General features: G+C 57.3%; 25 protein-coding genes. 11 read left to right on the forward strand and 14 right to left on the reverse strand.

Translation table 11 applies throughout. The features are described 5' to 3' along the window. Positions 1 to 415: 415 nt before the first annotated feature. From RBT76_09395 to ilvC, 3 genes are all read right to left on the reverse strand, one after another. Positions 416 to 1,486, reverse strand: coding sequence for an HmuY family protein (locus RBT76_09395; protein MDX9857993.1), 1,071 nt, complete (start codon positions 1,484 to 1,486; stop codon positions 416 to 418). 51 nt (positions 1,487 to 1,537) lie between these two features. Beyond that, positions 1,538 to 3,772, reverse strand: a complete 2,235-nt coding sequence (locus RBT76_09400) for a TonB-dependent receptor (protein MDX9857994.1) — start codon at positions 3,770 to 3,772, stop codon at positions 1,538 to 1,540. A gap of 211 nt (positions 3,773 to 3,983) precedes the next feature. After that, a complete protein-coding gene (gene ilvC, locus RBT76_09405; GenBank protein ID MDX9857995.1) occupies positions 3,984 to 4,946 on the reverse strand; it encodes a ketol-acid reductoisomerase in 963 nt (320 codons plus the stop codon). Between the two features lie 55 nt (positions 4,947 to 5,001). Between ilvC and nadC the strand changes: the two genes are divergently transcribed. The 4 genes from nadC (at position 5,002) to RBT76_09425 (ending at position 7,739) form a co-directional block, all read left to right on the forward strand. Continuing rightward, positions 5,002 to 5,889, forward strand: coding sequence for a carboxylating nicotinate-nucleotide diphosphorylase (gene nadC, locus RBT76_09410; protein ID MDX9857996.1), 888 nt, complete (start codon positions 5,002 to 5,004; stop codon positions 5,887 to 5,889). Next, positions 5,886 to 6,878: a biotin--[acetyl-CoA-carboxylase] ligase gene (locus tag RBT76_09415; GenBank protein MDX9857997.1), complete on the forward strand. Its 993-nt coding sequence runs from the start codon at positions 5,886 to 5,888 to the stop codon at positions 6,876 to 6,878. The genes nadC and RBT76_09415 overlap by 4 nt, the downstream gene beginning before the upstream one ends. Positions 6,879 to 6,936: 58 nt before the next feature. Further along, on the forward strand, positions 6,937 to 7,305 hold the full coding sequence (locus tag RBT76_09420) for an iron-sulfur cluster assembly scaffold protein (protein MDX9857998.1): 369 nt from the start codon (positions 6,937 to 6,939) through the stop codon (positions 7,303 to 7,305). A gap of 140 nt (positions 7,306 to 7,445) precedes the next feature. Next, positions 7,446 to 7,739 carry a GIY-YIG nuclease family protein gene (locus RBT76_09425; protein ID MDX9857999.1) on the forward strand — a complete coding sequence of 98 codons (294 nt, stop codon included), beginning with the start codon at positions 7,446 to 7,448 and terminating at the stop codon, positions 7,737 to 7,739. Between the two features lie 130 nt (positions 7,740 to 7,869). Here the strand turns inward: RBT76_09425 and RBT76_09430 are convergent, their stop codons facing one another. Both RBT76_09430 and RBT76_09435 read right to left on the reverse strand, forming a co-directional pair. Beyond that, a complete protein-coding gene (locus RBT76_09430; GenBank protein ID MDX9858000.1) occupies positions 7,870 to 8,520 on the reverse strand; it encodes a TrkA family potassium uptake protein in 651 nt (216 codons plus the stop codon). A 12-nt stretch (positions 8,521 to 8,532) separates the two neighbouring features. After that, entirely contained in the window at positions 8,533 to 9,879 is a 1,347-nt protein-coding gene (locus RBT76_09435) for a TrkH family potassium uptake protein (GenBank protein MDX9858001.1), read from the reverse strand. A gap of 129 nt (positions 9,880 to 10,008) precedes the next feature. Between RBT76_09435 and mutM the strand changes: the two genes are divergently transcribed. Then, positions 10,009 to 10,860: a bifunctional DNA-formamidopyrimidine glycosylase/DNA-(apurinic or apyrimidinic site) lyase gene (mutM, locus tag RBT76_09440; protein ID MDX9858002.1), complete on the forward strand. Its 852-nt coding sequence runs from the start codon at positions 10,009 to 10,011 to the stop codon at positions 10,858 to 10,860. On the opposite strand, the gene RBT76_09445 is transcribed toward mutM, so the two are convergent. The 9 genes from RBT76_09445 to ileS all read right to left on the reverse strand — a co-directional run bounded on the left by RBT76_09445 (position 10,861) and on the right by ileS (position 21,989). Beyond that, positions 10,861 to 11,901 (reverse strand): ABC transporter ATP-binding protein, encoded by a 1,041-nt coding sequence (locus RBT76_09445; protein MDX9858003.1) that lies wholly within the window; start codon positions 11,899 to 11,901, stop codon positions 10,861 to 10,863. Beyond that, positions 11,901 to 12,989, reverse strand: a complete 1,089-nt coding sequence (locus tag RBT76_09450; protein ID MDX9858004.1) for a DNA replication/repair protein RecF — start codon at positions 12,987 to 12,989, stop codon at positions 11,901 to 11,903. Before RBT76_09450 ends, RBT76_09445 begins: the two co-directional genes overlap by 1 nt. A 67-nt stretch (positions 12,990 to 13,056) precedes the next feature. Further along, the gene (gene dnaN / locus RBT76_09455; GenBank protein ID MDX9858005.1) at positions 13,057 to 14,169 is read right to left on the reverse strand and encodes a DNA polymerase III subunit beta; all 1,113 of its coding nucleotides are present in this window, start codon (positions 14,167 to 14,169) and stop codon (positions 13,057 to 13,059) included. Positions 14,170 to 14,452: 283 nt separating this feature from the next. Beyond that, entirely contained in the window at positions 14,453 to 15,901 is a 1,449-nt protein-coding gene (dnaA, locus tag RBT76_09460) for a chromosomal replication initiator protein DnaA (protein MDX9858006.1), read from the reverse strand. A gap of 372 nt (positions 15,902 to 16,273) precedes the next feature. Then, positions 16,274 to 17,329: an Mrp/NBP35 family ATP-binding protein gene (locus RBT76_09465; GenBank protein MDX9858007.1), complete on the reverse strand. Its 1,056-nt coding sequence runs from the start codon at positions 17,327 to 17,329 to the stop codon at positions 16,274 to 16,276. Continuing rightward, the gene (locus RBT76_09470) at positions 17,319 to 17,741 is read right to left on the reverse strand and encodes an Rrf2 family transcriptional regulator (GenBank protein MDX9858008.1); all 423 of its coding nucleotides are present in this window, start codon (positions 17,739 to 17,741) and stop codon (positions 17,319 to 17,321) included. Before RBT76_09470 ends, RBT76_09465 begins: the two co-directional genes overlap by 11 nt. A 110-nt stretch (positions 17,742 to 17,851) precedes the next feature. After that, the gene (gene lspA / locus RBT76_09475) at positions 17,852 to 18,397 is read right to left on the reverse strand and encodes a signal peptidase II (GenBank protein MDX9858009.1); all 546 of its coding nucleotides are present in this window, start codon (positions 18,395 to 18,397) and stop codon (positions 17,852 to 17,854) included. Next, a complete protein-coding gene (locus RBT76_09480) occupies positions 18,387 to 18,773 on the reverse strand; it encodes a TraR/DksA family transcriptional regulator (GenBank protein MDX9858010.1) in 387 nt (128 codons plus the stop codon). The genes lspA and RBT76_09480 overlap by 11 nt, the downstream gene beginning before the upstream one ends. A gap of 15 nt (positions 18,774 to 18,788) precedes the next feature. After that, entirely contained in the window at positions 18,789 to 21,989 is a 3,201-nt protein-coding gene (ileS, locus tag RBT76_09485) for an isoleucine--tRNA ligase (GenBank protein MDX9858011.1), read from the reverse strand. Between the two features lie 230 nt (positions 21,990 to 22,219). On the opposite strand from ileS, the gene RBT76_09490 reads away from it, so the two are divergent. The 6 genes from RBT76_09490 (at position 22,220) to RBT76_09515 (ending at position 26,616) form a co-directional block, all read left to right on the forward strand. Continuing rightward, on the forward strand, positions 22,220 to 22,558 hold the full coding sequence (locus RBT76_09490) for a YciI family protein (GenBank protein ID MDX9858012.1): 339 nt from the start codon (positions 22,220 to 22,222) through the stop codon (positions 22,556 to 22,558). A gap of 6 nt (positions 22,559 to 22,564) precedes the next feature. Further along, entirely contained in the window at positions 22,565 to 23,848 is a 1,284-nt protein-coding gene (locus RBT76_09495; protein ID MDX9858013.1) for a sigma-70 family RNA polymerase sigma factor, read from the forward strand. A gap of 93 nt (positions 23,849 to 23,941) precedes the next feature. Continuing rightward, positions 23,942 to 24,406 carry a TrmO family methyltransferase gene (locus tag RBT76_09500; protein MDX9858014.1) on the forward strand — a complete coding sequence of 155 codons (465 nt, stop codon included), beginning with the start codon at positions 23,942 to 23,944 and terminating at the stop codon, positions 24,404 to 24,406. A 31-nt stretch (positions 24,407 to 24,437) separates the two neighbouring features. Beyond that, a complete protein-coding gene (locus RBT76_09505) occupies positions 24,438 to 25,025 on the forward strand; it encodes a TetR/AcrR family transcriptional regulator (GenBank protein ID MDX9858015.1) in 588 nt (195 codons plus the stop codon). Between the two features lie 103 nt (positions 25,026 to 25,128). Further along, the gene (locus RBT76_09510) at positions 25,129 to 26,226 is read left to right on the forward strand and encodes a class I SAM-dependent methyltransferase (GenBank protein MDX9858016.1); all 1,098 of its coding nucleotides are present in this window, start codon (positions 25,129 to 25,131) and stop codon (positions 26,224 to 26,226) included. A 99-nt stretch (positions 26,227 to 26,325) separates the two neighbouring features. After that, the gene (locus tag RBT76_09515) at positions 26,326 to 26,616 is read left to right on the forward strand and encodes a hypothetical protein (GenBank protein MDX9858017.1); all 291 of its coding nucleotides are present in this window, start codon (positions 26,326 to 26,328) and stop codon (positions 26,614 to 26,616) included. Positions 26,617 to 26,788: the final 172 nt, after the last annotated feature.

Genomic DNA, 26,788 nt, shown 5'->3' on the forward strand with positions numbered 1-26,788 from the left:
CGAACGGGGAATCTACCTCCGGATCGAAGGAGCGTCAACCGTTTTGGCCGAACAGGTTGACAGTTGCACCTGCCGCGTTAAGCTAAGCCATTGCGCTACAGAGTGGCAAACATAAAAACACCCCCGGTGGTCAGCCGGGGGTTGGTCTGATATACTGGGCCACTGTATCTCTGTTAGCCCGAGGATTACAGTGCAAACGCCGTGCCTTTGTCCGATTCTCTTGTGAAGGTCATCGTACTATTGTGACGGACAACTGATTACCGGCCGAACGCGGTTCGGCCTCATGCAACCACCTGCAGTATTGTTCACTTATTGAACAGCCCGTTTCATGCATATCCTGAGACCGGCGGTGCCGGTCACTGCAGGTCGACCGCCCGGTTGCCTGCGCGACACCCTCGCGTGCTGTCGCGGTGTGCTACTGCAACTCGGCCCATTTAAACGTGTAGTATCCGCTGGTCAGGCTGCCGTTGATATCAGCATACCAGCCAATGATTTCCATTTTGTATACCGCGTCGGCCGACTTAATCAGATAGACGTGGCTCTTGCTGGTCAGGGTGTGAGTTGTGCCATCGTAATCGTACCACAGTTCAGAATCATCGGTCAGCGACCCGTTAAAAACGGAACCGATGAAGTCCGGAAACAACGCGGCAGTCGCCGGCACCGATGCAAACGAGGCGATATCGGTTTTGTCGGTCAACTCGGTGAATGCGGGAAAAACCGCGCACGAGCCGGCGCCGTTCGGCCCGCTGTTCTGCGCGATCTCGTACGAAGCAAATCGCAGATCCCATTCAGTCGAGGCTGTGGGGTTGGATGGCGTAACCTGCGTTCCGCTCGAGAAGTCGAAATACGCGATACCGCTGCCTACGGTGATTGATGCCGTCTGTACGGCGCCGCTGAGCGTGCGCGAGTTTGCGGTCGGTTGGTAGTAGTAGGAGATCCAGACTGTCCCCATGTTCGGCGGCGCGCCGGCACCCACCAATGAGTCGATCTGGAACTTTACGAAATTGTCACCCTCGGCGTCGACCATCGCATACACGTACCGGGTCATATCGAGCTGGTGCGTCACGAAGTTGTACGTGTAGAAGCTGTCGATAATATAGCGCTGCGCATCTTCCTCCCAGCTCACGCCCGTGGTATCGGACAGGACGACATCGGCGAACGCCTTCGCCGTTCCCATGTCGTACCCGGCCACACTCTCGGCGCCGGCGTCGCCGCCGTTCAGGTTGATATTCGAGCGCCGGAACATGATATCCCAGCCGGCCGCCTTGGTTTCGGAGAACGAGAAGGTCTTGGGTGTCGTGTGCGACGATGCGTTCAGGGTAGTGGTCCAGGTTCCGGTGGCGGCATCAAACACCGACGTATCCTGGAAGCCGGCAGATCCCGACGGTCCGGTCGGTCCGGATGCCGAATGGTCGTCATCGGAACACCCCGCCGCCAGTCCAAGTGCAGCGAGAGAGAAGCCAAAAAACAGCAGGATTCGTTTCATCAGTTTGTACTCCTTACATGTGCGTGATAATTCAATTGCAGTAATACCGTCCTATCGTACCGCAAGGTCATATTTCAGTCCCGCAAACACCTGGAAACCCGGCCAGTAGCCGTAGGCGACGTCCGTCTGGTCGAGCAGGTTCTCCAGACGCAGGAACGTCTCAAGACTGCCGCTCCAGCGTTTGAACAGGTTGAGATTGAGAGTCGTACGAGATGGCGCGTAGTCGTCGAAAGCGCCTTCGTTGCCTCCAATGTTGGATCGTGCCACGAAGAGCTTGCGGCTGTGATAGTCCCCCCAGAAAGAGGCGCCCAGGCCCGTGCGCTCGTGGTACCCGGTCAGATAGAATTTAATGGTATGATCAGGTCGGTTGATGAGCTTGTTTCCGGTTTCGAAACGCGAGGTGTCGCCTGCGGGTCCGACTTCGAGCGAATCCGTATTCAAAACGACATTGTGCAGGTACGTATACGAGAAGGACAGGTCGATCGCATTAGAGAGACGCACGCGAGACTCCCACTCGATACCCTGCGTCACGGCCGCATTGATATTGCCATACACGTACCGCCCCCGCCAGTACCCGTCAGCGAAGTCCCGCAACTGGAAATCTATGAGGTCCTCGAGGTGGTTGTAGTAGTAGGTCAGCCGGTGGAGGCCGATCACTCCGTAAGAGAGTTCGACCGAGAGCGCACTGTTCAGGGAGACTTCCTCGTTCAGATCGTTGGTGGCGCCGTCGTCGCCGAAGGGGACCAATCCCCCGTACACGACATACCCGGCCGCAGTGTGATCGAACACGAAGAATTGCTCTTTTATGGACGGCGCGCGGAAGCCGTAACCGACCAGCCCGCGCACCCGGACGTGTGATACCGGTTCGTACATGATGTTGAACGACGGGTTCAGGTGATCGCCGAACGAATTGTGACGTTCGTAACGGACGCCCGGCAGGACACTGAGGTTGCGGGTCGGCGCGAGCTCATACTGGAAGTACGCCCCGGCCGCCTGATCGGCCTCTGCCTCAGCGACAAGCTCGGTCGAGACGAGATCCTGATGCGTCAGCGACAGCCCAAACGTGGCGGTATGATGCGAACCGATCCGGTAGGTGCCGTGCGCCGACACCTCTGCGAAAACGTCCTCCGTATTCGACGTGTCCACCCAGTAACCGAGTGAATCATACTTGTCCCATGAGTGGTCGTAGTAGGTACCGTAGGCGCTCAGGTCGAGAGAAAACACGTCGCCGGCCAGAAAGCCAAGCCCGACCGACCCGCTGTACCGAGTATTGGTTTCGTCGTCATCGAAGGCCTTGAAAAGCGTATCGCCGTGGGCGTTGAGGGCGCGTGCCTCCTCCTCTATCCAGTCCTTCTGCTCCCACATGACTCCACCCGAACCGGTAAGCGTCCATCGGTCGGACAATCGCGCACGCATACGAGAATCGACGTTGATCCGATCGACGGCTTCGAGGCCGTTGGTGTGCCGGGTGGCCGGATCGAGATCGAATCCGCCGGTTGAGTAGAGTTTCCCACCAAGCGTGAGAGCGATATCCGGCGTTCCGTATGCAAATTCTGCCGATGGCTGGTAACTGGTGTGCGAGCCGTAGTCGGCATAGAATCGGCCCGACAGCGTGTTGAAGTCCGGGTTCTTTGTGATGATATTGATAACGCCCCCCATTGCATCCGAACCGTACAGTGTCGACCCGGTCCCCTTGACGACTTCGATCTTCTTGACATTGGTCAGCGAGAACTGGCTCAGGTCGATCGAGCCTCGGACGCGACCCACGGCGCGCTCGCCGTCGATAAGCACCAGGACGCGCTCACCGTCGATTCCGCGTATCTGTGCTCCCTGCCCGGAAAGGTCTTCCGACACCTGAACGCCGATCGCCGAGGAGAGCGCCTGATCGACTGTCGTTGCGCCGGTGCGCTCGAAATCGCGCTCCGAGATCACCTCCGTCTGTACCGGCACGTCCTTGAGCAGGTATGGCGACCTCGTGCCGGTTACGACGATGTCGTCGAGTACCCAGGGTTTCGGGTTCAACCTGATCTGGACGGGTGAAACTGACCCGTTACTCACCAACACCGCCACCGTGTCGCTGGCATCGTACGCGACGTGGGTAACCACCAGCCGATAGCGACCGTCGAGCATATCCGGCATCGAGAACACACCGCGTTTATCGGAGACAAATGCGCGACCGGTTTCGACAATGCGGATGGTGGCGCCATCGACGGGGTTGCCGGTCTCGTTGTCGAACACACGACCGGTCAACTCCCCGGAAGACACTGGAGCGCGCAGAAGGAACATCAAAATCCCGGCGGCACACAGCCGGAGAGCGAAGTCAGCAGGCCGTAATTTCATGCCGCCAAAAAAGCGATTTCGTAGACCGCTTGTGTCACTAATTTGTCATGCCGGGAGGGATTCTCATGTTCGTTAAGTGATTGTCATAAAATGAAAACGGAGGAAGAAGAGATCAGTCGAAGAAGTGGCTACAGTTGAAATTCAAACTGCCGTTTGCTTATCCGTTCCTGCGAACCCGCTTGGCAGCTCGTTCCAGCGCTGGGCTCGTCAAGGCCCGCAAGCGCTCAGTCAGTCTCTTCAGCGAAGCGTCATCCAACTCCGCCAGCGTCCTGGCAAATGCTCCCGATTTCACCCGTCCATACGCATCCTGCATCCGACGCTTCACGGACCGGTCAATCACCGCCGGACCTACTTCCGCCGAACCGAGCCGGGCTGCCACCGAGATCCGCGCGAACATTCCCTCGATGCCGTACCGCTTGATCAGATCGACTATCAGGTCAAGCTGGTATGCCACTTCGAGCCAGGCGTGTTCCGGCTTGTGCCCGTTCTCGACCAGCACGTCGAACCCGGTTTTGATCAGCATCGCCAACCCTCCGCACAGCACGGTCTGTTCTCCGAACAGATCGCCGATCGCCTCGTGGTCAAACGTCGTTGCCACCAGGCGGGCCCGGTCGATACCGATACCCTCGGCCAGGGCGAAACAGGTGGAGCGGGCGTGTCCGCTGCGGTCCTGCTCCACCGCGTAAAACGCCGAAACCGACCGATCGCCGAGATATTTCTCCCGCACCGCCGTTCCCGGTGCATGCGGCGCAATCAGGACGACATCGGCGTTCCCGGGAGCGCTCACCATCCCGAAATGAACCGACAGCCCGTGCAAAAACCAGAGGGTGACGTTTGCAGCCAGGTTGGGCGCGATGTCGGCTGCAAATACGCGTCCGTGGAGATGATCCGGAAAGGCAAACGCCACCACGCCGGCGTCGCGCACCGCGTCGGCCACAGATCGTATATCGGTAAGGCCGTCCGCACGTGCCGTGGCGCGGGACTTGGAGCGGACCCGCAGCCCGACAATGACGCGAACGCCCGAATCCTGCAGATTCCGTGCTACCGCACGTCCCTGCGATCCGTAGCCGAGCACCGCGACCGCGGGCAGCGAGGGCTTTGACTTTCGTCGGGGAGACATGGCGGGAATATAACTTGGGGTTTGACTTTTCACAATGCCGCTGTTGTTTTGCGGTATGGACCCCCAGTATGGACATGTGCTTGATCTGGTCAAAGCGGCTCTTGCCGAGGACATCGGCCCCGGCGATCTGACGTCGCTGGCCTGTCTTGAGCCGGACCCTGTCAAGGCGGGCGTGGTCGCCAAGTGCGACGGTGTGCTGTCGGGGATCGTTCCGTTCATGATGGCGTTTGAGATAGTGGATTCCGCGAATGTCGTGCGACCGATGATTCACGATGGCGACCCGTTCAAGAGCGGCGACATCGTAATCGAAGTCGACGGTTTCAATCAGACCGTGCTGGCCTCGGAACGGGTCGCGCTCAATTTTCTCGGACGGTTGTCCGGGATTGCCACACTGACGCGACGTTTCGTCGATCGCCTCGGCAGTCACCCATGCACCATTCTCGACACGCGAAAAACCACGCCCGGCTGGCGGTGGCTGGAAAAAGCGGCCGTACGGCATGGCGGCGGCGGCAATCATCGCATGGGCCTGTACGACATGATACTTATCAAGGACAACCATATCGCCTCCGCCGGGTCTATCACCCGTGCGGTTGATCTCACGCGCGAGTACCTCCACACACCGGATTTCCGCCTGCAATTCGACTGCAAAGCCGAACACATCCAGATTGAGGTCGAGGTAACTTCGGAATCCGAGCTCGTCGAGGCGCTCAACTGCGGCGTCACCCGGCTGCTGCTGGACAACCAGTCGATCGAGTCACTCGCATCGCTGGTGAAAAGAGCGCGGTCGATCAATCCCGAAGCGAAGCTTGAAGCGTCCGGCAATGTCTCGCTCGACACCGTCGCGGCTATCGCCGCCACCGGAGTAGACTACATTTCGGTCGGCGCCCTGACGCACTCGGCCCCGGTCGCGGATTTCTCCATGAAAGTCACGCCCGCCGTATGAGCGATCCCGCGCGCGAGCACCTTGCCGAGCAACTGCTCGTCATTATCCGCAAGAAACCCGGCGAGCGATTCGAGGTCGAAAAACTCGCTCGGCGGCTGTCCTGCGACAGCGAGCAGATCCGTTCTGCCGCACAACTGCTTCATGACTGGCGTTATCGGCTGAAGCGTCATCGCAGGACCGTGACCTTTGTCGCGGCGCCGGACCTGCTGACCGAAATCGAAATAGCTCACAACATAAAGACCAAAACAATCGGCCGCACGCTGTGCTGTTACAATACGGTACAGTCGACCAACGATATCGCGGCCCAGAAAGCCGAACACGGCGCACCGCACGGGACGGTCGTTGTAGCCGACCGTCAGACCCGAGGTCGCGGCCGGCTGGGACGTATCTGGCATTCCCCGCCGGAGTCGGGCATTTATGTTTCCATCGTGCTCAGGCCGCCTTTTTCCCCGGAGCAGGCGCCCGCTCTTTCGATTATGACATCAATCGCGCTGGCGGACACGTTCAATCGCTACGCGCCGCGAGAAGTGCAAATCAAGTGGCCCAATGACGTCTGGATCGGCGGCAAAAAGGCCGCGGGCATCCTGACCGAGCTTTCGGCCGACAAACACAAAATCAACCACGTGGTGGTTGGGGTCGGCATCAACGTCAACCAGGGGGTGCGCCAGTTCCCTCCCGAGTTGCGGCAGAGCGCAACGTCGCTTCGACGGGCCGTGAAACGCAAAGTACGGCGAATTGAGGTTCTGCAGGATTTCCTGGTGCGGTTCGAAAAGGAGTACGAGGTCTACCTCAAGGACGGCCTTCGCCCCTCACACGCGAAGATTCGTCGGTACTCATCGTTGATCGGACGGCAGATCGGTATTAGAACGGGAAATACGGTGATCGAAGGGGTGGCGATTGATATCGACAACGAGGGGCGCCTGATTATGGATCACAACGGCACGGCGGTGGCGATCACTGCCGGCGAGGTGTCGGTGGTGAAGAGGTAGGGTATCCGGCCGGCCCACCTGAGTTGCCTTAACGCAACTTCGTGCGTATCTTTCTCCCATGTACAACGATACCATCATGGAGCACTTTCATAACCCGCGCAACGTGGGGGAGTTCGAGGACGCGGATGCGGTCGGACAGGCCGGAAACGCCGCCACCGGCGATGTCATGCGCATCTATTTGAAAGTCGCCGAGGGTCGGATCGTGGGGTGCCGCCACAAAACTTTCGGTAACGCCGTCGCAATCGCAGTCAGTTCCATGGCGTCGCTGATGATCGAAGGGAAAACGCTCGCCGAGGCCGAGCAGATCACCAAAGAAGACGTCTCCGAGGCGCTCGATGGCATCCCGCCCGACAAAATGTCCTGTTCCAACATGGCGCCCGATGCGATCAAGGCCGCGGTGGCGGACTACAGAAAGAAGCACCAGTAGGACGAACCGAACATTTGCCATTCCTGCGAAGGCAGGAAACTATCCTGACAATCAACAGGAGTCGCAGACTCGACTCTGCATCGAGCGGCGTGTCTGTTTGTGACCGTCCAGCATTTCCTCCTTAACACATCTCTGACGACGTGGGGACTTACCACATCTACATCCTCGCCAATAATCGAAATGGCACTTTCTACATCGGGGTCACCAACGATCTTCTGCAGCGTGTGTATGAGCATCGAAACGACCTTATTGATGGATTCACACGCAAGTACGGAGTTCACCCTCTGGTCTATTTCTTGACTTGTGGCGACGCTTATTCCGCTATCCGGCGCGAGAAGCAGTTGAAGCGATGGAAGCGAGCCTGGAAGATCCGGTGGATTGAGGAGAGGAATCCGGAGTCGGTGGACTTGTGGCACTCACTAGGCGGGGAGTGACGCACCTGCGGCACGTCCGGAGTTGAGGATGGATACCTGCCTACGCAGGTATGACAGAGAGGGGATGGTATGACAAAGCCTGGAAGGCGTGACGAACTTTGTCAGTCTTCTCAGCAGGACTCCACTCGCTCTACCCCTTCAGCTTCTCGATATCCGCGCCTTTGCCCAGGACCACTAATATGTCTCCGTGTTTGATCTTGAATGATCCGGCCGGGGCGAAATCGAGCGCCTCGCTGCTCTGGTTTTTCACCGCCACCACCTGGATGTGGTACCTGTTGCGAAGGTCGAGATCCGTCAGCCGCTGGCCCGCAAAATTGCGCGGCGCGAGCACCTCGGCGACATAGTAGTCTTCGGAGAGCGGCAGGTGATCAAGCATATTCGGCCGTGCCAGAGACATCGCCACCCGCTCCGCCATCTGTTTCTCCGGAATGACAGCCTCGTCGGCGCCGACTTTCAGAAGCACTTTGGCGTGGTCGTTGGAGTTGGCTTTGACAATTAACTTTTTGGCTCCCAGCTCCTTGAGGTGCAAGGCAATCAGGATCGAGGCGTGCGAGTCTTTTCCAGTGGAAACGACGATGCAGTCGAAGTCCTGTACCGAGAGTTTCTCGAGGAAGGCGTGCACGGTGGCGTCGCCGACCAGCGCCAGGTCAACATCGTCCGCCAGCGCCTGCACCCGCGCCTTGTCTGAGTCGACCGCTGTCACCCGGCAGTGCTCGGCAGACAGACCTCGCGCCACCGTGGCGCCGAAATTCCCCAGACCTATCACAGCAAAGCGTTTCATTTGTATTCCTCACTAACCAACCATGATCGGCTCGTCGGGATAGACCAGTTCGCCGTGCTGCTCGCCGCGCGACAGCGAAAACAAGAGAGTCAGCAAACCAACCCGACCGACAAACATCAGAAGTATAGCAATGATCTTCCCGGACGCTTCGAGCTGTGAAGTCGCCCCAAGTGACAGCCCGACGGTCGCAAACGCGGACACCACCTCGAACAAACTGTCCACAAACCAACCGTGCGCCAGCAAATGCGGCACCGGCCGTTCCTGAAGGAACATCATCGCCACAAATGCCCCGGCAATCGTGATCGATGCGACCACCATGATCGTCAGGGCCCGGGTAACCGAGTCCGGTGACAGGGACCGCTTGAAGGCTGCCACCGAGCGACGACCCATCAGGCGGTTGTAGGCCAGCAGCACGATCACCATGGCGGTCGTCACTTTCGTCCCCCCGCCGGTCGAGCCCGGACAGGCGCCGATAAACATCAAGAGCATAGTCACCAGCAGACTGACTTCGGTCAAGTGCGTCTGGGGAATGGTGTTGAATCCGGCTGTTCTCGCGGTGACGGCCTGGAAGAAGGCGTTCGCGAACGCATCAACCGAGGACATATGCGCGAACACATTGCCGCGGTCGGCGACTACGAAGGCAAGCGTTCCCGCGACAATCAGCACCGCCGTCCCGGTCAAACAGAGCTTGGTATGCAGCGACAGGCGCATCTGGCCATTCGGCCGCCACACCGCCACATCACGAACCACGGTGAAGCCCAGACCGCCGAGTATTATCAACGCCGAAACCGTCCCGATCAACGTCAGATTCGTCTGGTAGTGCTCCAGACTGCTGCTGAAGGTTGAGAAGCCGGCGTTGCAAAAGGCGCTGACCGAGTGGAAGATGGCGTGCCAGAGGGCCTGATCAGCCGGATAATCGGCCCGAAAAACAAAAAACAGGATCGTCGTTCCCACCGCCTCTACGACGGCGGTAGTGATCAGCACCGCCCGAAGGATCGAGTGCGGGTGGAGTATATCCCCAGTGGAGAGCGATTCCGAGAGCACCAGGTTGTCCCGGAACGACAGCCGGGGTGTAATCGACAGCAGCAGCGCCGTCGCAAATGTCATGATTCCGAGACCGCCGAGTTGGATGAGCGTCAGGATTACGACCTGACCGAACAGGGAGAAGTCTTTGGGGGTATCGAGAACGATCAGGCCGGTGACACAGACCGCCGAGGTGGAGGTAAACAGGGCATCTATACAATGTATGTCCGGCCCCGCTGAGCTGAGCGGCAACGCCAGCAGGATAGAGCCGAGCAGGATGGCGCCTGCGAAATAGGCGATCAGTTTACGCCCGGGGCGTTTTCCGAGAAGTTCCATAACATTCCATGATACAAGCAAGCCGGTATCTCGATGCGGGGTAATATAGTTGCCGGCCGGATTGTCACAACTTAAAGATAACGGTACGCCCGGTCGAAACCTGAAGGGGGGCAACAACGTTTATCTGACATGCCGGAACTCCCAGAGGTCGAAACGGTCGCGCGCGGTCTTCGCGGACTGATCACCGGGCGAACCATCGCGCAGGTGCGACAGTCCGCACCGCCGTCATCAATAGTAATCAGCCCGTCGTTTGGACGGCGGACATTCGAAGCGGTGCTTCGAGGTCGCACTATCAAAGAGATCACGCGCCGGGGGAAAAATATCCTGATTTCTCTTTCGGGCGACGTGACGCTCTGGGTCCACCTGAAGATGACGGGTCGCTTTCTATACATCGAAAAGACTGCCCCGATCGACAAACACGATCTTGTACTATTCGATTTGGAGTCGGCCGGCAACGGCAACGCCCTGCACATTCGATTCAACGACTACCGCCGCTTCGGCAGGCTCCGTGTATTTCCGGACTGCGAACTCTGGCAACAAGACGGCCTGCGCGATCTCGGCCCGGAGCCACTCGAGATTTCCGCTGAGGAGTTCGTCGCACGCTGCCACACCCGCGCCCGACTGCTCAAAGCCGCGCTGCTTGATCAGTCCTTTCTCGCCGGGCTGGGCAACATCTATGCCGATGAGTCGCTTTACTACAGCCGGTTGCATCCGAAACGACTGACGACCTCCGTATCCCGCCGGAAGCTGATCGAACTGCACGGCCACATACAAGCGTTGCTTCGGAGGGCAATCGACGCTGCCGGAACATCGGTTGATACGTACAGCGGTGTGAACGGCAGGCCGGGTACCTTCCAGCAGTATCTCAAAGCTTACAATCGTGAGGGGGAACCATGCGAACGATGCGGCATGAGTATCGTCCGTGAAAGAATCGGCGCTCGATCGGCGCACTATTGCCGGCACTGCCAGCGTCTCCGTTGACTACACGAACCGAATCCGCTCGCCCGTTTCCGGATCAAAAAACAAGAGCGCACTGGAGTAGAAGCCGAAGCGAACGTCCTGTCCGATCTCGACCGGATCCGTCAATTTTGCGATTGTCAACGAAATGTCCTGAAACCGGATGGTGGCGACGTACTGGTCGCCGAGGTATTCGCACGCAGTGACTCTCCCGGGGTATTCGTACTGGGGTCCGAGCCGGACCGACTCGGGCCTGATGGCTATGACAATATCCCTGTCCGCGCACCCGGTAAGGTCCGAGCCGAACGGAACGAGCCGTCCGCTGTGGACTTTGGCCTCGACGGTGTTGATTCTGGGCTGGCCGATGAATTCCGCCACAAACCGATTGGACGGGTCACCGTACAAGTCCTCCGGCGTACCAAATTGCTGCATGGTGCCTCGATGCAGGAGCGCGATCCGGTCGGCCATGGTCAAAGCCTCGGCTTGATCGTGGGTCACGTGGATCATCGGACGCTGCTGCCTGCGCTGCAAGTCGACTATCTCCCGGCGCATCCTCACGCGCAGGTCGGCATCCAGATTTGACAATGGCTCGTCGAGAAGATAGATACTCGGCTGGCGAATAATAGCCCGGCCGAGTGCGACGCGCTGCCGCTGTCCGCCGGACAGCTGCCCGGGCTTTTTGGCGAGATGGGCGCTCAGGTCAAGAATCTCGGCGACATGCGCAATCCTCCGCATCCGCTCCCCCCTCGCTACGCGGGCAACCTTCAGCGGGAAAGCCAGGTTTTGTTCGATCGTCATGTGCGGATAGAGCGAGTAGTTCTGGAAGACCAGTGCGACATCGCGGTCGCGCGGCCGAAGCTGATCGACCCGGCGGCTGTTTATATAGATCTCTCCTCGGTCAGCCTCTTCGAGTCCCGCAATGATGCGCAACAACGTCGACTTGCCACACCCCGAAGGTCCCAGCAACACCAGCAGCTCGCTGTCACCCGTCTCGAACGAGATGTCGTCGAGCACCGGCATGTCGTCGAATCGCTTACTGAGATTCCGAACGGTCAATCCGGCCATCAGTGCATCTCCTCGATCGCCCCGTTTCGAATCCGGAAGTTTCGGCTGTTGGCCGCCAGATCGTCCGGAGGTGTAACGGCGGTCGTCAGAAACAGCTGGGTGAAACTGTCGAATGCCCGGACCAGTCCCATCGTGCGCGTATCATCCAGTTCCGCAAAAATCTCATCAAGCAGCAGGATTGGCGGCTGATTCCGCCGTTCCTTCAGAATGTGATATACGGCGAGCTTCAGCGCGATCGCGGCTGTCCGAAGCTGACCCTGTGAGCCGTGGGTCCGCGCCGGGTATCCGCCGATCTCGAAATGAATGTCATCGCGATGCGGCCCTACGAGTGCGACGTTCATGGCGCGCTCCCGGTCCCGGTACCGTTCCAGCGTCGCCACTATGCGCCGTTCAATCGCATCGGTATCCAGATCGTCATCGCCGAGTCCGACCGACGGCCGATAAGTGACTGTCATCGTCTCGCCGTCGGCAATCTGCGCATAGTGGGTACCCGCGTGGGCCGCAACGTCGCGTAAGAAAGCCCGGCGGGCCGTCATCACCCGCGCACCCACCGAGGCCACGATAACGTCAAAAGGCGTCGGGTCCATGTTGTTTTTCAGGGCAGCGTTTTTCTGGGCCAGGGCCTTCTGGTAATCAGCAAGATCTGCCAGGTACTTCACCGAATACTGCGAGAGGTACATATCAAGGAATTGTCGCCGAGTCGACGGCGCCGCGGTCAGGATAGCGGTATCTTCCGGGCCCGCCGCCACGGCGCAAAAATGGCGATAGAGTTCGGCCAGTTTGATACCCACACCGTCAAGGGTGATACGCTTCCGACCACCGCGTTCGTAGGCGAGGGCTAGTTCCGGACATCTGGATCCGTCGTCCAGCGTCCCTTCCAACCGATAAAAAGGCTGGTCATGCTTCGTTAATACGGCATCCGGCGCTCCCCGCTGCGATCGACCAAGCATAAAGACGAATAAAGCCTCGAGAAGGTTGGTCTTCCCCGACCCGTTGTTGCCGTAGAAGATATTCACGCCCGGGGCGAAGTCCACGGCCAGTGAGTCGAAGTTTCTGAAGTACGTCAGATCCAGTCGGGTGATAGTCATGACACGTACAAAAGAAAATGGCAGATAGGGGCTACCTGCCATTCTCCGCAAGATTGCAGTTCGTTCCCTATTCCGCGAGCCGAAGCGGCATGATCAGACAGAGATACTCCTGCTTGGCAAGGGTGGGCGAATATATAACGCCGGCCGCAACGGGCGATGATAACTCAAAGATAACCTCATCTCCGTCGATCCGGGCCAGAATCTCGGTCAGGTACGATGCGTTGTATCCGATCTCGATAGCGTCTCCCGTGTAGTCGCACTCAAGCTGCTCCTGCCCTTCACCCCCGACGTCAACATTACTCGTAGACAGTGTCAGGGTGTTTCCATTGATGCTGAATTTTACCTGGTGTGTGAGAGCATTTGAGAGAATCGACACGCGCCGTACCGCCCCATTCAACTCCTCTTTCGAGACGGTCAGCTTTTTGTCGCTGTTGGTCGGAATGACCTGCTCAAAATTCGGGTATGGGCCCTCAATCAGACGCGATGTGAGAATTACGTCATCAAGATTGAAAATTACATTGTTCTCCCCGAAAATCACACCGACCTCTACACCTTCTTTCTCGAGGAAGCGAGGAATCAGGTTCAGTACCTTCGGCGGTATAATAATATCTTCGTGCAGCCCTTTGAGTTTTGGATTGTCCAAGGACATCTTGGCCAGTCGATGCCCGTCCGTGGCAACCATCTGCATACGCTCGCCTTCGGTCTGCCAGAGGACCCCATTGAGCGCCGGCCGAGTCTCATCGTTGGAGCAAGCAAAGGTCGTCTTGCGGATCATTTTAACCAGCTCGTCACCGGAAATCCGTACTTCCTTTTTCGTATTCACTGCGGGGAGTTTAGGGAAATCATCTGCAGAGACCGTTGCTATCTTGTATGAACCGTTCGGGATACGGATTTCCATGCGAGTATTGGTAGACTCGAATGTAATCTCCGATTCCGGCAATTCACGGATAATCTCAAACAGAATGCGGGCCGGGAGCGCCGCCGATCCCTTTTTCGCCACCTGACACTCAACGGTCGCGGTAATCGAAATATCCAGGTCAGTCGCCGATATCTTCAGTTTGTTCTCCAGCGCTTCAACCAAGATGTTTGTCAGGATAGGCAGTGTCGATTTGGTCGGCACCACCTGAAGGATCGACTGGAGGGAACTGCTCAGTCGGGACTTCGAAAGAGTAAACTTCATCGCTCGGTTCTCCTGCAGAGAGCTTCCCACAGGAAGTCTCTTATAATACCCGCTATACTCAAAGGCATAATATCAATAAGGGCCGTTGATATGTGTGCAACTACCCCTCAGGTTGTGATAAGATACGGTATTTCGTGGTCGGAAAGCAACTTATCAAATTACTGCAGTCGTACTCTTTTCCACGGTCATTATAGAGTGGGCTGTGAGTAACTGCCTCATTTTCCACAGATCCGAGAGTAGCCCGGTTTATCCCGAATTTGTCCACGCCACAGTCCACAGGTTGCTAATACAGTAAAGATGCCGAAAGCTTGTCGATTTTCTCCCGGAACCCACCGTCGGTAGCCATCCGCTTGGCTACCAGATCGCACGCATGGATGACCGTGGAGTGATCCCGTCCACCGAAGGCATCGCCAATCGCCTTTAGAGAATTAGGTGTCAGAGACCGGCATAGATACATTGCGACCTGGCGGGCCAGTGCGATATGGGCCGTCTTCTTCTTGGCCACCATCATTTCGCGGGCCACACTGAAGAACTCCGATGTCTTCTGCTGAATGATCTCGATCGTGACGTGAGCCCGCTGTTCTTCGATGGCGTCGGAGAGCACCTTTCTGGTCATATCCAGGTCCACCGGTACGCCTTTAAGCGACGCATACGCAAGGACTCGGATCAGCGCTCCCTCCAGCTCCCGAATGTTGGCTTTGATCTTGTCCGCGATGAACCGCACGACGTTGTCCGGGATTGTCTTTTTGCCCTCGGACTCCAGTTTCTTATAGAGAATGGCGGTCCGATTTTCCAGATCCGGCGCCTGCAAATCCGTGACCAGGCCCCAGCTGAAGCGGGAAAGCAGCCGATCCTCGAGGCCTCGGATATCCTTGGGAGAGCGATCGGAGGAGAGGATGATCTGCTTGCCGTTGTGGTAAAGCGCATTAAACGTGTGAAAGAACTGCTCCTGCGTGGACTCTTTACCGGTAAAAAACTGGATGTCGTCGATAATCAGGCAGTCAACTTCGCGGTACATTCGGATGAAGTCGTTGATGGACCGATCGGAAATGGCGGAGATGAAATCGGAGGTGAATTTTTCCGAGGTTGCGTAGATGATGCGCTTCTCCGGGTATTGCCGAAGAATCTCGTTGCCGATCGCCTGAATGATGTGTGTTTTCCCCAGCCCCGTGCCGCCATAGATGTACAACGGATTGTACTTCGTGGTACCGGGCTCTTCGGCGACCGCCATTGAAGCAGCGCACGCAAACTGGTTGAAATCACCGACCACGAGCGTGTTAAAGGTATACCGGCTGTTCAAATTGTGTCCATTATTGCGGGCGACCGCCGTCACAGGTGCGAGGGCCACCTGCAGGCCGGCGCCGTTCGAGCCTCCGGTGACCCCGTCATCGTCGGCAAATTCCAGTATAGTCTGATCTTCCGGATCGGGCTGCCCGGTGAGGACGTACACAACCTCGTACGGATGCCCGAGGACTTCATTGAATGCTTCATCTATCAGAGAGCCGAAGTGATCCTTGATCCAATCGGCTACAAACTGATTCGGCACTGCGATTTTGAAATCGCCGTTGGTGCCCGGTTCTCCCTTCGTTGGGCGCAGCCAGGTGTTGAAGGTTTGTTCTTTCACTCGCCGCGCCATGTAGGAAAGACAGTCTTTCCAGTGTTTGGAATTCGTTACTCGATCGTTATACACAAAACCCCCGCTCACTCGTGTATGGTGTGCCTGCGGCGGCACTGATTACGGTTTGTGAGGATAACTTCCGAATGGAAAAGGGCGTAGGATATTGTCCACATAGTTGTCAACAGCGTCGATCAGATTGAGAGGTAGTTAATCACTGAACGGAAAGTGACTAGTGCTCATTGTCCCCAGATTGTCCACACCCTATTAACATCGCATGTTCCACCCGCTAACATGCGGATAATTAGCGATCGTGTGGACAACCGTCAAGTCGTCCCCTGAAAAAAAAGTGGATTAATCTAAAACGGTTGGCAGGGCGCGTTTTACGCGACGGATCGTTAGGCGCGAGTCAAGTCGCGTATAACGCTCACGCGGTGATTTGAAAAACAGCGTCCTTTAACAGACTACCACATCAGCGAGTTATCGCGCTCACATCGACGCGATCCGCCGTGCGATCCCCTCGAACATCGCCTGCTGTGCAGCGGTCCCCGATGATGCCACCGGCTGACCGTTGTCCGCCCCCTCGCGTATGGATGTTTCCAGCGGAATCTCTCCGAGCAAATTCACACCCAGCTTCTCCGCGAGAAATTTGCCGCCGTCGCGACCGAAAATATACTCTTTGCGACCGTCGTGTTCAAAATACGCCATGTTCTCGACGACCCCGATCACGCGCAGTTTTGTTTTCTCGGCAAGCTTTGCAACACGTCCCGCAACATGGGTGGCTGTCGCTTGAGGTGTCGTCACGACAAGCAGCTCGGCGGATGGGATCGCCTGCGCGATGGTGATTGTGACATCGCCCGTGCCCGGCGGCAGGTCGAGCAGAAGGAAGTCAAGCTCATCCCATACGACATCGGTGAGAAACTGATTGATGGCTTTGTGAAGCAGCGGCCCCCGCCAAATCACCGGCTCGTCTTCATTCACGAAAAACCCCATCGATACGGCCTGAAGGGAGCCACCCCAGCGAAGAGGCACGAGCTTGTCGTCAATTTGCGTCGGCTGCCCCGTCAGCCCCAGCATGCGCGGAATCGAAAACCCGTAGACATCGGCATCCAATAGCCCCACTTTATACCCAATTCTGGTCAGTGCCACCGCGAGGTTGGCCGTGCACGTTGATTTGCCCACTCCGCCTTTGCCGGATGATACGGCAATGAAACGTTTCGCAAACGAGACCGGCGTATCGGCCGCTGCACCCGCGGAGCTGCGCAGTCCGAGTTTCTTCTTTAGTGCGTCGCGCTGCTGTTCAGTCATCACATCAAACGTGACCTCCACCGAACGTACACCTTCAAGCTCCCCCACCGCCGTACGTATGTCCCCGGCAATTTTTTCCTTTAATGGGCACCCCGGCACGGTCAACGTGACCGCGATGCTCACAGCGCCGTCATCTATATGGACAGAACGGATCATGTCGAGGTCGGTCAATGGCCGTTTCAGTTCGGGGTCCTGGATCCGGGACAAAACGTGCATTACTGCTTCGTTACCTAACATTGATGCCTCGTTCACGGGCGTGGAAGTGAATATCGGTCAGGCGGGTCTGACGGAAGACGGCTTCCATCGCGTCCTGCGCACGGTGGTAGACGGCCTTGAGTTCGCAGCCGGGAAGGTGCATGCATTCCATGGCGCCGCGCTGGCACTCAAAAAGGTCCAGCCGCCCCTGTATGGCCTCGACAATATCGAGCAGGGTGACCGCCTGCGGCGGGCGACTCAGCCGAAGTCCCCCGCGATAGCCGCGAGCCGAAACCAGCAACCCTGCCTGCACCAGTTCGGCAACGATCTGCGGCAGATATTTTGGCGGGATTCCCTGCGCCTCGGCCACCTGTGCCGCGGTCCGGAGCCCTTCGGACGACTGCCCGAGTTCCCAAACCGCCCGGATTGCATATTCAGTCTTTTTCGTTATCATGAAATCCAATATAGACTCTCCCCCCGAAAATGGAAAGTCCTATCTACGAACAAATATCTCTACCGACCCTTTCGTCGGGCTGAGGAAACGTACACACGCGCGGATGTTCGTTAATGCGATCCTGACGATCCCCGGTCGTGAAGCATCATAGCGCGGTGGCGCCGCGGCTTGTACCAGAGCAGGTAACCCAGAAGGAACAGCATGGCGCAGAAGATGGCAGAATCCGCGATGTTGAACGTCCACCACCGGTCGAGCTTGTACCCAAACACGTTGATATCGAAGAAGTCGACATCGATGAAGTCAACGACCTGCCGCAGACGGATACGGTCGATGACATTGCCGATCGCCCCGCCCGCAATAAACGCGAGCGCCAGCGAGAGCGCGGGTTCCTGCCGGTGATGATAGATGTAGTACAGGATAAACGGGAGGATGATCAAGGCGACCACAAGATAATACAGCGGCGAGCCAAGCGTTGTGCCCATGGCCCCACCCTTGTTGTACACCAGTGAGAACATGAGAAAGTCGCCGATAATACGGAGGGGGGGTTCTCCAGAGAGTGCGGCCACAGCCCAGGCCTTCGTTGCCTGGTCGACAGCTACCACCAGGACAATAATCAGGACGGGCCAGATCAGCGCTGTTCGATTGTCAGCGCCCAGCTTTCTTTTCCTCCTCGGCCGACTTGCACTCGATACAAAGGCGGGCGTGCGGTACCGCCGTCAGGCGGGCTTTACTGATCTGCTTGCCACAGCCCTGGCATTGCCCGAAGGTGCCGTCCTTGATGCGTTTGAGCGCCATGTCGATGTGATACACCAGCCGGCCCGATTTCGACGCAAACATGAACGCCAGCTCGCGATCCATGTTATCGGTTCCCTGGTCGGCCATGTGGTAGGAGTACGACGACAGGTCGCCGGTAGCATCCCGCACCGTACTCGTAAACCGTTCGCCGTGCAGCCCCATTTCGTCGAGCAACTCCTTGCGCTTTTTCAGCAGCAGCTCTTCGAACTTGGCCAGATCTTTTTCGCTGAATGCCATGAGTAACCATCCCGGTTATGCTTTGGTCACCGCAATAACGGCTTCCTCGCCGTTTATATTCCAGGTTTTCGCACCGTCGTGCGTATCTGCGAGGCCGTAGTCAATCCGTTCGGCCAGCGTCTCGCGCCGGATGAATTCTTCGTGCCGGCTAATCGCCGTCCTGAGACGTTCGGATGGCCGCAACGCAACCGTAATCCGGTCGGTCACTTCGAGCCCGGAGCTCTTGCGCATGTTCTGGATCTTGTTAACCATCTCGCGGGCGAAACCTTCGTCGCGAAGCTCGTCGGTCAATTCGGTTACGAGCGCGATGGTCAACGCATTGTCGGTTTCGACGGCGTACCCCGCCCGCTCGACCCGCGTCACATCGACTTCTTCCGGAGTAAGCGCAACCCGCTCACCATCGACAGACAGTACCAGTTCGCCCGTTCGCGCAAACGCCCGCACGGCTTCGCTGGCAAGCTTCTGCACGAGCGGGGCGACAGACTTGACCTTGCCGCCGAGTTTGGGGCCCGCAGCCTTGAAATTGAGTTTGGCCGAATACGTGACGTAGCTGTCCACCTCGTCCGACTGGATGATCTGCTTGACATTTAGTTCATCACGCACGATCGGCAGATACTCCAGCAGCTGGTCGAGGTCGGACTTGCCGTGAAGCGATACCAGGAGTGTAGACAGCGGCTGACGCACTTTCAGATTGTGACGCGCCCGCGCCGCCCGTCCCATGGATACCATCCGGCGAACCGTCTCCATCGTGTCTTCCAGAACGTCATCGATCTCGGTCCCGATCGGTTTGGGGTAGTCGCACAGGTGTACAGTCAACGGCAAGCCGTGCCGTTCACGATCGGCCCCGGCCAGCTCGCCCCAGAGCAGTTCGGAGATAAACGGGGCGATCGGCGCGCTCAACCGACAGACCCCTTCGAGCATGCGGTACAACGTCAGGTACGCCCGCATCTTCGACGGATCGTCGCCGTCCGCCCAGTACCGCCGGCGGTTGTTGCGGACATACCAGTTGGAGAGATCCTCGATCACGAATTCCTGAATCTCGCGGACCGCGCGCGTGATGTCGTATTTGTCCAGCGACCGCGTAACTTCGGTCACCGTCGTGTTGTACCGGGAGACAATCCATCGGTCGAACCTGCTCGGTTCGCCGGACAGCGACTCCAGAAACGCATCGACTGTCTTGTCGGCCGCGGCCGCCCGCCCCGCGGTATCGTCGATATTGGCGTAAATGGCGAAAAACGAATACGTATTGCGCAGCGTGTCGAAATACTTTCGCACCACCTCGCTCAGCCCTTCGAAATCAAACTTGGTCGGCAGCCACGGGTTGGAGGTACTGACAAGGTACCAGCGAAGCGGGTCGGCGCCGTACTGATCGACCGTTTCGAATGGGTTGACGACGTTGCCTTTGTGTTTCGACATCTTCTTGCCGACTTTGTCGAGAATGAATTCGAGCACGATCACGTTTTTGAACGGGGCGATCCCCTTGAACATGGTCGATATGGCCAGCAGCGAATAAAACCAGCCGCGGGTCTGGTCCACCGCCTCGGAAATGAAATCGGCCGGAAACTTCCGCTGGAATTCATCGATATTCTCAAACGGGTAGTGCCACTGCGCGAACGGCATCGCTCCGGAATCAAACCAGACGTCGATCAGCTCCGGCACCCGGGTCATGCCGCCGCCGCATTCGCAGGTCAACTTGATTGCGTCGATACCGGGCCGATGCAGGCCAAGTTCCTTGAGAGCGGCGTCAATTTCGGCCCCCGGCGTGAGGGCATGCTTTCGCAGTTCTTCGAGCGATCCGATCGCCCGCTGTTTCCCACACGCGGGATCGTCGCAAATCCAGATCGGAAGCGGCGTCCCCCAGAAACGTTCGCGCGACAGCGCCCAGTCGACATTGTTCTCCAGCCAGTTGGCCATGCGGCCGGACCGGATCTCGTCGGGATGCCAGTTGATCGAATTGTTGTTCTCGAGCAGCCGGTCGCGAAAATCAGTCGTTTTGATATACCATGACTCACGCGCGATATAGATCAGCGGCGAGTCACACCGCCAGCAGAACGGATAGTTGTGCTCGTACTGCTCCTTCTTGAAGAGTCTGCCGTCGGCCTTGAGATCTTTGGTGATTTCCTTGTCGGCGTCCTTGATCCACATCCCGGCATATTTGCCCGAGTGTGGTTTGAAAATGCCGTTTGGCTCGATCGCCTGAAGGATCGGCAGATCGTGCAACTTGCCGGCTTCGTAGTCGTCGGCGCCGAACCCCGGTGCGATATGCACGATACCGGTACCGTCGTCGAGCGTGACAAAATCCGCATTGATTACAAAAAACGCCCGGTCACGATAATCGGCGAACGTATCGAACAGCGGCTCGTATTTTCTTGATACGAACTCAGAGCCTTTGTACTTCTCGAGAATGCGAGGTTGCTCATCGAACACCTGACCGAGAAGCGCCTCCGCCAACACCATCTTCTCCCCGTCGTGCTCGACCAGGACGTAGTCGGCATCAGCCTGCATGGCAAGGGCGGCGTTCGACGGCAGCGTCCATGGAGTAGTGGTCCACACGAGATAGGAGAAATCTCCGTCGGCCGCCTTGACTTTTACGAACACCGAGGGGTCCTGCACCATCTCGTACCCCTGCGCCACCTCGTGGCTCGACAGCGCCGTGCCGCAGCGCGGACAGTACGGGACGGTTTTGTGTCCTTTGTAGATCAATCCTTTGTCGTGCAGGAACTTGAGAATATGCCAGACCGACTCGATATAGTTGTCCGTCAGCGTAACGTAGGCATCGTCCAAATCCAGCCAGTAGCCGATTCGCCGCGTAATGCTATTCCAGTCTTCAAGATACTTGAAAACCGACTCGCGGCACTTCCGGTTGAATTCGATGATACCGTACTCGACCACTTTCTGTTTCGAATCCAGCCCCAGCGCTTTCTCGACCTCAATCTCCACCGGCAGGCCGTGCGTGTCCCAACCGGCCTTCCGGTCGACCCGGTAGCCCGACATCGTCTTGTACCGGCAGATGAGATCCTTGACGGTCCGTGAAATCACGTGGTGAATACCCGGTTTGCCGTTTGCGGTCGGGGGACCCTCGTAGAAAACAAAGTGCGGGCGGTCCGCGACAGCCTTGTTGACGTGGTCGAATATTCTGCGTTCGTCCCAGAAGGCGAGGATCTTCTCCTCGGCCCCAGGCAGCGAGAAGTTGTCTTTGAGCGGGTCGAATCTCATCTTCGTTTATGCCGGTTTGACGGATCTTTGTTTTGTTACAGCCTTTCAATTTAGACGGAAGGTCCGATTTTGTAAAGACAAAACGGCCGCCCCACGCGGGGGCCCTTGACAAAGTGGGTCGCTCGTGTCGATTTTAACCCGGCCCGTTCGTCGTCTCTGTGACAGCACTGGCGCATCAAGTCGAAACGTCAGTCACTCTTATATTTCATATTCCTCAGAAAGGACGGCTTATGCCTCAGTACATGTTGCTGATTCACAACGGAGACTGGGAGGAGTTGTCCCCCGAACAAATGCAGCAGACCATCCAGCGCTATATCGCCTGGGTGCGCACGCTCAGAGAGCAGCACAGATTCATCGCCGGCGATGAACTGAAAAACACGGGCCGTACTCTGGTCGTCAAAAACGGGCAAATCGTCGATGGTCCGTTCACTGAAACCAAAGAGATCATCGGCGGCTATTTCATCATTGAGGCCGCCGACTACGACGAAGCCGTGGCTGTCACCCGTGATTGTCCGACCTTCGCGCACGGCGGCTCCGTTCAGGTTCGCGAGATCAACAATCCGGGGTAGTGGCGCTTGAACGTTCTGCGTCCTCGCCCTCAGCCAACCGAACGAGTTAACGAACTGGTCGGACACCTTTTTCGCCACAAGTCCGGAGAGATCGTTGCTACACTGGTTCGTCTATTTGGGATCGATCGACTTGAACTGGTCGAAGATGTTGTTCAGGAAGCTTTGCTGACAGGACTTAAGAATTGGTCTTTCAAGGGAATACCTGACAATCCGGCTGGTTGGATCGTAACCGCCGCACGCAACCGGGCACTGGACATTATCCGTCGCGATAAGCTGCTGGCAGCGCGCGAAAAGGAAATTGTATCACAACTCTATGTCAGTGAATATGATAATATTTCTGAGCCCGGTGGTCAGTCGATCTGCGATGACCAGCTTGCGCTGATTTTCGCATGTTGTACCCCGGAGCTGAGTCATGATAGCCAGGTCGCCCTCGTACTTAAGTTGTTAGCCGGTTTATCGGTTACAGAGATTGCGAAGGCGTTTTTGACCTCGGAATCTGTGATAGCCCAACGCCTTGTCCGCGCGAAACGAGTACTCAGATGCCGCTCGGCTGCTATTAAGATACCAGAGGACAAGGAATTAGAGCATCGATTGAAATCGGTCCACCAGATTCTTTATCTGATGTTCAATGAGGGGTACAACGCGCATGCCGGCGATGATCTGGTGCGACATGATCTTGTCGGCGAGGCGTTGCGCCTGACGAATATACTGGTTAATCACCACCTCGGAGATACCCCGGGGTCATTTGCTCTAATGGCACTCATGTGTCTTCAGGCATCGCGGATCCCGGCACGAGTGGATCAGGAGGGGAATCTGGTCCTGCTCTCCAGACAGGATAGGTCGCTATGGGACAAAAAGTTAATATGTGACGGCATGCATTTCCTCGACCGGGCCGCTCAGGGAGATACTTTAAGCGCCTTTCATCTTGAGGCGGGTATTGCGGGCTGCCATGCCACTGCGCCGGATTACTCGGCCACAGACTGGAAGCAGATCGTCTTTTACTACGATGCTTTGCTTGAACGGCAACGATCGCCGGTTCTTGCCCTCAACAGGGCGATTGCTTTGTCCATGTCAGGATCTATAGAGCGGGCTTTGGCGGAACTCGAGCAACTCGCAGACGATCCTAAACTCGCCGGCTACTACCTGTACCACGCCTCGCGTGCCGAGCTGTTCACACGGGCAGGGCAGCACGCCGACGCGCGCCGGGCCTACCTGACAGCGCTGAAACTGACCGAGTCCGCCCCCGAACAGCGATTCCTCCGTGCGCAGATTGCCGCGCTCGAACACTGATCCGGCGGCACCTATTGTGCGACTGCAAGCTTGACATTCCCTTCACCCTTCCCTATCCCACCGGTGTTACAACCAAAGACCTGGAAGAAAACCATGTATATAGTAGCGCCGGTGGCTTGGGTGAGCTCCACCTACGGTGATGGTCGGGACGGCCGTGCCGACCAGGACATCGCAACCATAATGCTCGATGACCGCATGCCCGATGAAGCGCTCGACGGCGTTGAGGAATTCTCGCATCTGGAGATCATTCTCTATTTCCACAAAGCTGATCCCGCCAGAATCAATCCGGAACTTTCCCACCCCCGCGGAAACCCCGCCTACTCGAAAGTCGGTGTTGTTGCCCGGCGGGGACCCAACCGTCCGAATCATCTCGGCCTGACTGTGGTCGAAGTGGTTCAGCGCGACGGCCGGAAAGTGATCGTCAGAGGACGCGATGCACTCGATGGATCCCCGGTTATTGATATCAGACCCTTGATGACCGGACTTCTGCCGCGCTCTCCCGTCCGTCAGCCACGATGGGCCGACGAAATAATGTCCGAACATGAGAAAAACAGTTGACTATACCGACCAGTCGGTTTAGATTCTGGGTATGAAATCAGAGACGGCCAAAGAGAGACTAATCAGTGCATCGCTTCAGTTAATGTTGAGTCGAGGTTACGCAGCGACATCGGTAGATGACATTTGCAGTGCCGCCCAGGTGAGCAAAGGCAGTTTCTACCATTTCTTCAAGTCCAAGGAAGAACTCGGGCTTGCCATGCTCGACGATTTTTTCCGGCAATCCCGCGAAGCGACCATGGCCGGCTCGTTCAACCAGGAACCCGATCCGGTAAAGAGACTCCGCGGTTACCTGCACTTCATCGAGGAAAACGCCGAGACGTTTTGGGAGAAGGGCTGCATTCTGGGCAATTTCGCCAACGAACTTTCAAACACGCACCCCATCATGAGAGAGAGGGTTTCATTGATTCTCCAGCGTGTCACGGAGTCAATGGCTGAGCGGTTTGCCCCGATCCAGCAGAAATATCCGGATCGCGAAGAGCTCTCCGCCATCCGTCTGGCCGAGCTGTTGGTCTCTTTAATCGAAGGTGCACTTGTACTTAGCAGAGCCCATGACGATTGGTCCTACCTGACCAGAGCCCTAAAGGGCTTCCGCCTCTATACAGAATCTCTACTAAATTGATATTTTTTTGAAACAAATTGTACCGACCAGTCGGTATAGTAGATTGAAATAACGCCGGGCGGATTCATAACAGCGAACTAGTATTAATCGAAAGGACCATCCCATGGTACTCAACCCGTCTGCCATCGGAACGAACGAAACGCCCGTTGCTCTCAACGAGGAGAAACTCCATCAATTTGTCGGCAAGATGGTTAATGAGATGGGCGCCGCTGTGACCGCGCCACTCGTCTTGATCGGAGACAAGCTGGGTCTTTACCGAGCCCTCGCGAAGAACGGACCTATGGATGCCCGTCAGCTTGCTGCCGCGACGAACACGGGCGAGCGGTACATCACCGAGTGGCTGGCCAGTCAGGCGGCCTCGGGATATATCGACTATGACCCGGCATCACAGACCTTTTCCATGACTCCGGAGCAGGTTGCCGTTTTTGCCGACGAACACAGCCCATACCTGATGACCGGCGCGTACTACTCCATGGCGTCGGTGTATCGTGACGAACCGAAACTCGCCGAGGCCTTCAAGACGGACGCGGGGATACCGTGGGGCAACCACGACGGCTGTCTGTTTTGTGGAGTCGCCAAATTCTTCCGCCCGGGATACGAAGCGAATCTGATCCAGAGTTGGATTCCAGCGCTTCCGGGGGTCGGCGAGCGGCTCAGGGCGGGCGCGAATGTCGCCGATATCGGCTGCGGCTTCGGTATTTCCACGATCATCATGGCCAAGCACTATCCGAAATCCCGCTTCTACGGTTTTGATATTCATGCAGAGTCGATCGATGAAGCGCGAAAGCTCGCCGCGAACGAAGGGTTAACCAATATCACGTTCGAGGTAGCAACGGCCAAGTCGTTCCCGGGAAACGACTATGACCTGATAGCGTGTTTCGACAGCCTGCATGACATGGGTGATCCGGCGGGCGCAGCGAGTTACATATACTCGAAGCTTCGCGACGAAGGCTCCTGGATGATTGTCGAGCCGTTCGCTCACGATGATCTTGAGCAGAACCTGAACCCGATCGGCCGCGTGTACTACGCGTATTCCGCGCAGGTGTGCACCCCCACATCACTGAGCCAGGAAGTCGGCGCCGCGCTGGGGGCGCAGGCCGGCGAGCGGAAGCTCCGTGACATCATCGAACCCGCCGGCTTTCGATCGGTCCGCAGAGCGGCCGAGACGCCGTTCAACCTCATCCTGCAGGCGGTACGATGATCGTTCAACGAAGAGCAGAACCAATCGGGGGCCGGCGATCGCCGCAGCCCCCGGTTGAAGAAAACCTGAACATCAAGACAATGAATAGGAGACAGCAGTATGCCAAGATTCCTGATTGAAGTACCGCATGAAGAGGAAACGCTTGCCTGCGCCCGCGCCATCAAGATTCTCTTCGAAAGCGGCTCGCACTTTCTGACCAACGCGGATTTCGGCTGCCGCGACGGTGTGCACAAAGCGTGGATCGTGGTCGACGTCGATTCGAAGGACGAGGCTCGCACCATGCTTCACCCGGCGTTTCGCGAGAAGGCGACAATCGTTGAACTCAACAAGTTCTCGCCCGAGGCACTGGACGAGCTGTTATTGTATCATGAGAGCCTGCAGTCGGCGTGAATCACACCGCCGCCCTGCGACACGGGGAGGACCCATCGAATTGTTCGAGCATTTCGATGGGTCGTATCTCGACCGACCGGTTGCGCGCCGGGCCCGGGTATGAGGCGGACGTCCCAATAAATCCGCTGACATCGCCTTTCCGTTTCGTATATTAGTACCGCGCGACCACATT

Source organism: Candidatus Zixiibacteriota bacterium (assembly GCA_034003725.1).
Taxonomy (GTDB): Bacteria; Zixibacteria; MSB-5A5; order GN15; family FEB-12; genus WJMS01.

What these genes read in the sequence shown, in the direction of transcription:
- RBT76_09395 (MDX9857993.1), bottom strand. Translation starts at nt 1,486, where the DNA reads ATGAAACGAATCCTGCTGTTTTTTGGCTTCTCTCTCGCTGCACTTGGA.
- RBT76_09400 (MDX9857994.1), bottom strand. Translation starts at nt 3,772, where the DNA reads ATGTTCCTTCTGCGCGCTCCAGTGTCTTCCGGGGAGTTGACCGGTCGT.
- ilvC (MDX9857995.1), bottom strand. Translation starts at nt 4,946, where the DNA reads ATGTCTCCCCGACGAAAGTCAAAGCCCTCGCTGCCCGCGGTCGCGGTG.
- nadC (MDX9857996.1), top strand. Translation starts at nt 5,002, where the DNA reads ATGGACCCCCAGTATGGACATGTGCTTGATCTGGTCAAAGCGGCTCTT.
- RBT76_09415 (MDX9857997.1), top strand. Translation starts at nt 5,886, where the DNA reads ATGAGCGATCCCGCGCGCGAGCACCTTGCCGAGCAACTGCTCGTCATT.
- RBT76_09420 (MDX9857998.1), top strand. Translation starts at nt 6,937, where the DNA reads ATGTACAACGATACCATCATGGAGCACTTTCATAACCCGCGCAACGTG.
- RBT76_09430 (MDX9858000.1), bottom strand. Translation starts at nt 8,520, where the DNA reads ATGAAACGCTTTGCTGTGATAGGTCTGGGGAATTTCGGCGCCACGGTG.
- RBT76_09435 (MDX9858001.1), bottom strand. Translation starts at nt 9,879, where the DNA reads ATGGAACTTCTCGGAAAACGCCCCGGGCGTAAACTGATCGCCTATTTC.
- mutM (MDX9858002.1), top strand. Translation starts at nt 10,009, where the DNA reads ATGCCGGAACTCCCAGAGGTCGAAACGGTCGCGCGCGGTCTTCGCGGA.
- RBT76_09445 (MDX9858003.1), bottom strand. Translation starts at nt 11,901, where the DNA reads ATGGCCGGATTGACCGTTCGGAATCTCAGTAAGCGATTCGACGACATG.
- RBT76_09450 (MDX9858004.1), bottom strand. Translation starts at nt 12,989, where the DNA reads ATGACTATCACCCGACTGGATCTGACGTACTTCAGAAACTTCGACTCA.
- dnaN (MDX9858005.1), bottom strand. Translation starts at nt 14,169, where the DNA reads ATGAAGTTTACTCTTTCGAAGTCCCGACTGAGCAGTTCCCTCCAGTCG.
- RBT76_09465 (MDX9858007.1), bottom strand. Translation starts at nt 17,329, where the DNA reads ATGTTAGGTAACGAAGCAGTAATGCACGTTTTGTCCCGGATCCAGGAC.
- RBT76_09470 (MDX9858008.1), bottom strand. Translation starts at nt 17,741, where the DNA reads ATGATAACGAAAAAGACTGAATATGCAATCCGGGCGGTTTGGGAACTC.
- RBT76_09480 (MDX9858010.1), bottom strand. Translation starts at nt 18,773, where the DNA reads ATGGCATTCAGCGAAAAAGATCTGGCCAAGTTCGAAGAGCTGCTGCTG.
- ileS (MDX9858011.1), bottom strand. Translation starts at nt 21,989, where the DNA reads ATGAGATTCGACCCGCTCAAAGACAACTTCTCGCTGCCTGGGGCCGAG.
- RBT76_09490 (MDX9858012.1), top strand. Translation starts at nt 22,220, where the DNA reads ATGCCTCAGTACATGTTGCTGATTCACAACGGAGACTGGGAGGAGTTG.
- RBT76_09500 (MDX9858014.1), top strand. Translation starts at nt 23,942, where the DNA reads ATGTATATAGTAGCGCCGGTGGCTTGGGTGAGCTCCACCTACGGTGAT.
- RBT76_09505 (MDX9858015.1), top strand. Translation starts at nt 24,438, where the DNA reads ATGAAATCAGAGACGGCCAAAGAGAGACTAATCAGTGCATCGCTTCAG.
- RBT76_09510 (MDX9858016.1), top strand. Translation starts at nt 25,129, where the DNA reads ATGGTACTCAACCCGTCTGCCATCGGAACGAACGAAACGCCCGTTGCT.
- RBT76_09515 (MDX9858017.1), top strand. Translation starts at nt 26,326, where the DNA reads ATGCCAAGATTCCTGATTGAAGTACCGCATGAAGAGGAAACGCTTGCC.